Here is a 6,220-nt window from a genome sequence, read left to right on the forward strand (position 1 = left end):
GGTCTACTGATCCTGGCCGAGGGGTACGGGGGTGGAACGATAGTTGGCCGGACGCCTGATCTGGTATTTGACCACGGCCCGGTTGTGTTCCTCCAGGGTCTTGCTGAACTGGTGGGAGCCGTCCCCCTTGGCCACGAAATAGAGATAATCGTGTTCCTCGGGGTTGACCGTGGCCAGCAGCGCCTCCAGGCCGGGCGAGCAGATGGGACCGGGCGGCAGCCCCCGGTGGACGTAGGTGTTGTAGGGATTGTCCGGGTCGCGCAGGTGGCTCCTGGCGATTTTGCCGTCATAGGCTTCACCCAGACCGTAAATGATGGTCGGATCGGCCTGGATGAGCATGCGCTTTTTCAGGCGACTGTGAAAGACCCCGGCGATGCGGGCGCGCTCGTAGGGCACTCCTGTCTCCTTTTCCACCAGGGAGGCGATGATCACCGTGCGGTGCAGCTCGTCCCAGCCCGGCAGGCCATCGGGCCAGACCTTGGCCGCGTTGACGAAGAACTCCCTGATCATCAGCTCGGCCATGGCCCGCGAATGATCGCCGCGCGGCGGGGTGATCAGGTAGGTTTCGGGAAAGAGATACCCCTCGGCGGTGTCCGCCCGGATGCCGAACCCGGCGAGCAGTTCCGGGTCGCTCACGGCCGCGGCAAAGGCCTCGCGCGAGCCCACACCGGCCTCTTCCACCACCTGGGCGGTCTGCCACCAGGTCAAACCTTCGCGCACGGCCACCCGGCGCATGATCCCGGCCGAGGTGGTCAGCTCATGCAGAACCTTGTCCGGCGTCCAGCCCGTGTGCAGCAGGAACTCCCCTGCCCGGATGGAGGCAGTCTTGCCCTCATTCACAGCCATGGTCAGAAAACGGCGGCTGTCGGTGATCAGTCCGTCCGAGCGGAGCCCGGCGGCGATGACCGAAAAGGGCTGGCCCGGCTCCACCCGGAAGATCACCTCGCGGCCAGGAGTCTCGGGCGGCACGGTGCGGAACCGGTGGTCAAGCCACAGATTATGGCCCTTGTAGCAACCAAGGGTGATGGCGGCCAGCAGGGTCAGGCCGACAAGGGTCAGGAGGATCGTTCTTTTTCGAGCCATGAGCGCAGGATGATGACGGCCGCCTGGCTGTCCAGGGCCATCTTCCGTTTGGTGCCGCGGAGGCCTGCGGCGTTGAGTTCCTCCTCGGCCTGGGCCGAGGTCAGCCGTTCATCCATCAGGTGGATGGGCACCGCCGTTCGGCGGCCCAGGCTCTGGGCGAAGTTGCGCACCTGCCGCGTGGTCAGGGTGTCCTCGCCGTTCAGGGAGAGGGGCAGCCCCACCACGATGGCCTCCACGGATTCATTCTGAATGATTTCCAGCAGAGCGTCAAAGAGCGTCTGGCGCGTGGTCCGCTCAAGGGTCCGGTGGGGCGAGACCAGGATGCCCAGGGGGTCGCTCAGGGCCAGCCCGACCCGCTTGAGGCCGAAATCAATGCCCAGGGCGCGCATCATGCCGCTCCCCGGGCTGTTCGTGTCTCAGCGGCCACCACATCTGCCCCGCCCATGGGCAGATGGATGCTCACGCGGGCGTGGCCGCCTTGGGCATTGGCAACGGTGATGGAGCCCTGATGCTCGCCCACCACTCGCTTGGCCCGGGTCAGGCCCATGCCCGCGCCCACGGTCTTGGTGGTATAAAAGGGGTCGAAGGCCAGCTCAAGTCCCTCGTCAGTGAAGCCGGGTCCATCGTCGGTCACGGTGATGGTCACCCCGCCGTCGCGATCCATGGCGCAGACGGTCACCTCGGCCCCGGGCCCGGCAAACTCGGCGCTGTTGAGCAGGATTTCGGAAAGCGCCTGGATCATCAGGTCGCGATCCACGCGGATGTTCATGTCCGGGCAATCGGTCTTCCAGACGATGCCCCTGTTCTTCACCGCCGGGTGATCCTCGATGCGGTGCTTGGCCTCCTCAATGACCACCCACAGGTTGACCTGGACGATCTGGCCCACACTGATGGCGCTGTAGTCGGCCACGGACCGAACCATGGTCTCAAGCTTCAGGGTCTCCTCGGCAATGGCTTCAAGGGGTTGGCGGGCGGCCTCGTCCGCGCTTCGCTGGAGCAGGCGGGCGAAGCCGGCGATGGCCGTGACCGGGTTGCGTATCTGATGGGCCACGGACCGGGCAAAGGCGATGAGGCTCTGAGCCCGCTCGGCCGCCAGCCGGTGGTTCTGGGCCAGGATGTCCTTTTCGCGCTGGTTGAGCAGGGTCAGCTCGGTCATGTCCTCGATGAGCACCACGAGGGAGGTGATCTTGCCCTCCTCGCGCAGGGCCGAGGAAATGACCGAGAGGAACTTGCGCACCCCGTCGGGCGTGACATAGGGCGTGACCCGCTCGGTCCTTGGCGTCTCCTTCTGGATCGCCTCGATGACCACCTCGGAGAACTCGTCGTTCTCCCCGTCGGCCAGGAACAGTTCACCCCAGGTGCTGGCCCTGAAGGTTTGCAGCGAGCAGCCCATGATCTCGCAGGCCGCCCTGTTGACTTCCACGATGCGGCCGTCGGGACCGATGATGATCAGGCCCACCGGCAGATTGGCAAGGATGGCTTGGACGAGTTTTTCCATGATGTTCCCGGCCTTGAATATGACACGGGCCGGGGATTATGGCAATCGATCAGCGCCCTTGCGCTCCACGCCTTCCATGAGGGTCTTGAGCTCGCGCCGCCACTTGCGCCCGCCCAGGCACTCGGCCAGGTATTCCACGGTGTGCATGACCCGGTTGGGCCGCTTCATCTGGAGCATGGACCGCTTGATGCCCACCTTGCACGACGGGCAGCCCACCACGATGGGCCGGGTCCGGTCGTCGCCCAGGTCGGTGCGCAGCTGCGTCTGCTTGCGCTCGCGCAGCCGGTTGTAGATGGCCGGGCTGGTCATGGCCCCGAGGCCGGACTCGCCGCAGCAGCCGGGCGAGACCGCCACCTCGGTCCCGGTGAGCCGGGACAGGCCCGCACGGTACATCTCGGCGGCCTTGAGCTTGGGCACGTCCACCCATTCGGCGTGGCAGGCCGCGTGGTACAGGACCGGCCCGCTTCCTGCCAACGCGGGCAGCCGGTCCATGAGGAACTGGACCGCGTCGAGATGCGCCAGCGGGTCCACCAGTTCGCCTGAGAAATCGTAGCTCCCCAGGGACTCGCGGCAGGTGCCGCAGACGGTGAGCAGCGTGGTGGCCTTGAGCCCCGCCTTGCCGGTCTTGACCAGCAGGTCCAGAAACTCGCGCACGTTGCGGTGGCGGTTGGTCTTGTACGCCTCCTCGCAGCCGCTGGCCAGGAGTGGATAGCCGCAGCACATGTGCCGGTCGGGCAGGACCACGTTCACCCCGGCCTTGAGCAGCAGATAGACCGTGGCCATGCCGATGGAGCGCGAGAAGAGCGCTGCACCGCAGCCCGGGAAGTAGAGCACGGTCTCGTCCCGGGCGGCCTGGCTGTTCTTGAGCACCGATCCGGCCCCAAGCTCCAGCACCTCGTGCAGGTTGCGAAAGTCCATGTTGGGGCTGCGGCCCGAGAGGATCGGGGACTCGAAGCGCGACAGCCAGCGGGCAGGCACCAGCCCCAGGGTCTTGTCCTGAATGGTCTGGCCCACGGCCAGGGCCTTGGCCGTGACCGGCAGGCTGCCTGACGGGTTGCGGGCCAGCGTCTTGAGGACGATCTGCTTGAGCGGATGGCCGGACTTGCCCTTGGAATCGAGGAACGCGCGCAGGGACAGGGCCGCCCCGGCCGAGTCGATCTTCACCGGACAGACGGCCGTGCATTTGCCGCAGGCCGTGCAGTGGTCCATGAGATCCCGCAGCTGGGCCATGAGCCGCGGCGACGGCTCGCCCGACTGGACCTGCGAATAGTAGATGCCCTCGATGAGCGCGCCCAGGCTGATGTTCTTGTTGCGCGGATGGTGCATCAGCCCCCGGGCCGGGTGGTACATGGGACAGACCTGCTTGCACTTGCCGCAGCGGGTGCAGACCTGGATGTTGCGCAGGAGCGCCATGAGCGCTTCCTTGTCCTTGAGGGCGGTCTTGTCCAGGTCCTGGATCAGCCGGTTGAAGGAGAAGGTGAAGGGCTGGCTGGGCAGCTTGCGGCGCACCAGCTTGCCGGGGTTGAGCACGTCGGCCGGGTCCACGCGCTTCTTGTAGGCGGCCAGGGCCTTGATCTTCTCCTCGCCGAGGAAGCCGATCTTGGTGATGCCGATGCCGTGCTCGCCCGAGACCTCGCCCTTGAGTTCAAGCACCTTGCGCATGACCACCTCGGCCGCCTCGTGGGCCGAGGCGAGCATCTCCGGGTCGTTGGAGTTGACCGGCAGGTTGACGTGGCAGTTGCCGTCGCCCGCGTGCATGTGGTTGGCGATGATGACGCGCTTTTGCTGCATCTCCTGCCACATGGCCTTGATCTCGCGGTCGAGCCTCGGGTAGGCGTCGCGCAGCTTGAGGAAGAGGAAGCGGCACTGGGCGTCCTGCTCCTGGTCGGAGATGTCGCGGGCCGTGATCTCGCCCTCGATGATGGCCCGGGCGCGGGCCAGGGCTTCGAGGATGTCCGGGTCCTCGTAGTTGACACCCTCCATGTCGCGCACCTTGTGCAGGGTCTTGCGATAAATCTTGGCCAGATAGATGAGGTTCAGGTCTTCGAGGAAATCCGAGAACTCCGGGATGACCTCCAGCGGGATGACCACGTCCTCGTTGACCTTGAAGCCCGAGGTGCGCTTGGCAATGGCCGAGAGCTTGTGCCGGTCCTCCCAGTACAGCTCGGCCTCGCGCTGGTCGCGGGCGGTGAAGATGTCCACGCCCTCGTAAGGCTGGGCCAGGGCCACGATGGTCCGGCAGGCGTCGTCCAGGGCGGCCTTGTTGTCGGAATCGAGCTGGAGCAGGAGCACCGAGATGGGGTCGCCCTCGTAGCGCATGGACTTGGCCTGATACTCGATGGCCTGCACGTATTTCGGCCCGAACTCCTCCAGGGCCGATATCTTGACCAGATCGCCCTGGCTGCGGATGGTGTCGCGCAGGCCGACCACATCCTTGATCACATACATGGCGTTCTTCATGGACCGGCCATAGAACTCCAGGCACAGGGTGCGCGAGTGGACCGGAATCGGGTAGCAGACAAAGCTGGCCTGGGTGATGATGCCGTCCACACCCTCCTTCTGCACCCCGGGCAGGCCGCCCAGAAACTTGTTGGACACGTCCTTGCCCAGGCCCGCACCCCGTATCTCGCCGCCGTGCAGGCTGACCGTCTCCATGAACGCGCCGTGCTCGTCGAAAATGTCGAAGACCGCCACCTCGTCGGTGTATATCTTGTGGCGCGGGTGGTCCCTGCGCCGCACCTCGATCAGCCCGCCGTCGGGTGTGACCATGCGATAACTCAGGATGGTGTCGATGGTGGTGCCGTACTCGAAGGCGAACGGCCCGCCCGAGTTCTCGGAGATGTTGCCGCCCAACGACGAGCCCGCCTTGGAGGCCGGGTCCACGGTGAAGAGCAGCCCCTGCTCTGCCGCGGCTCTGATGGCGTCGAGGGTGATCACGCCCGACTCGGCGGTGATGGTCCGCGTCTCGGGGTCGATGTCGATGATCCGCTTGAACCGGGCCAGGGAGAGAATCACGCAGCGGCCCAGGGCCGGGATGGCCCCGCCGGTCAGCCCGGTGCCGCCCCCGCGCGGGATGATGCCGAAGCGCAGTTCATTGGCCAGCCGCACCACCTGCCTGATCTGCGCCTCGGTCTCGGGGAAGAGCACCAAAAGCGGCAGCTCCATGCGCAGGTCCGTGGCGTCCGTGGCCGATTCGATGCGACAGTTGGGCGCGTCGCCGATGGCCTCGCGGGGCATGAAGGCCCCAAGGCGCTCGATAAGGGTGTCGCGAAAGGCCTGATCCGCGTCAAAGCTCTCCCAGAACAGGTCGATGCCCGTGGACAGGATCTTGGCAAACCCCTTGGAGAGCATGGGTTTTGACATGTTCAGCCGCCGCTCCACCGAGGTGCGCACCAGCTGCGGGTCGATGAAGGGGTTGTAGCGGACCATGAACAGTTCGGCGGCCAGGGTGGAGGCCAGGGTTTTCACGTCCTCTGGCCAGTGCTGGTAGCGCTCCATGTCCACCACGCCCAGGGCGCGGGTGATGAGCTGTTCGTCGGAAATGGATATATGGGGGCCGAGTTGGGCCATGATCGACACACTCCGGGATGTTCGTGAAGGGGAATTGAGTAAGTGGTTTTCCCGTGGAAGGCAAGTATA

At 65.6% G+C, this 6,220-nt stretch carries 4 protein-coding genes; all 4 read right to left on the reverse strand.

Features of this window, described 5'->3' with window-relative positions; translation table 11 throughout:
- Positions 1-3 precede the first annotated feature (3 nt).
- From mltG to QQS14_RS13420, 4 genes are read right to left on the reverse strand one after another with little or no spacing between them, the layout of a single operon-like run.
- Entirely contained in the window at positions 4-1,083 is a 1,080-nt protein-coding gene (mltG, locus tag QQS14_RS13405) for an endolytic transglycosylase MltG (protein ID WP_285907512.1), read from the reverse strand.
- Positions 1,056-1,472, reverse strand: coding sequence for a Holliday junction resolvase RuvX (gene ruvX, locus QQS14_RS13410; protein WP_285907518.1), 417 nt, complete (start codon positions 1,470-1,472; stop codon positions 1,056-1,058). The genes mltG and ruvX overlap by 28 nt, the downstream gene beginning before the upstream one ends.
- Positions 1,472-2,581 (reverse strand): two-component system sensor histidine kinase NtrB, encoded by a 1,110-nt coding sequence (locus QQS14_RS13415; protein WP_285907513.1) that lies wholly within the window; start codon positions 2,579-2,581, stop codon positions 1,472-1,474. Before QQS14_RS13415 ends, ruvX begins: the two co-directional genes overlap by 1 nt.
- A 36-nt stretch (positions 2,582-2,617) precedes the next feature.
- Positions 2,618-6,151: an FAD-binding and (Fe-S)-binding domain-containing protein gene (locus QQS14_RS13420; protein ID WP_285907514.1), complete on the reverse strand. Its 3,534-nt coding sequence runs from the start codon at positions 6,149-6,151 to the stop codon at positions 2,618-2,620.
- Positions 6,152-6,220: the final 69 nt, after the last annotated feature.

It is taken from the genome of Pseudodesulfovibrio pelocollis (assembly GCF_030282845.1).
Lineage (GTDB): Bacteria > Desulfobacterota > Desulfovibrionia > Desulfovibrionales > Desulfovibrionaceae > Pseudodesulfovibrio > Pseudodesulfovibrio pelocollis.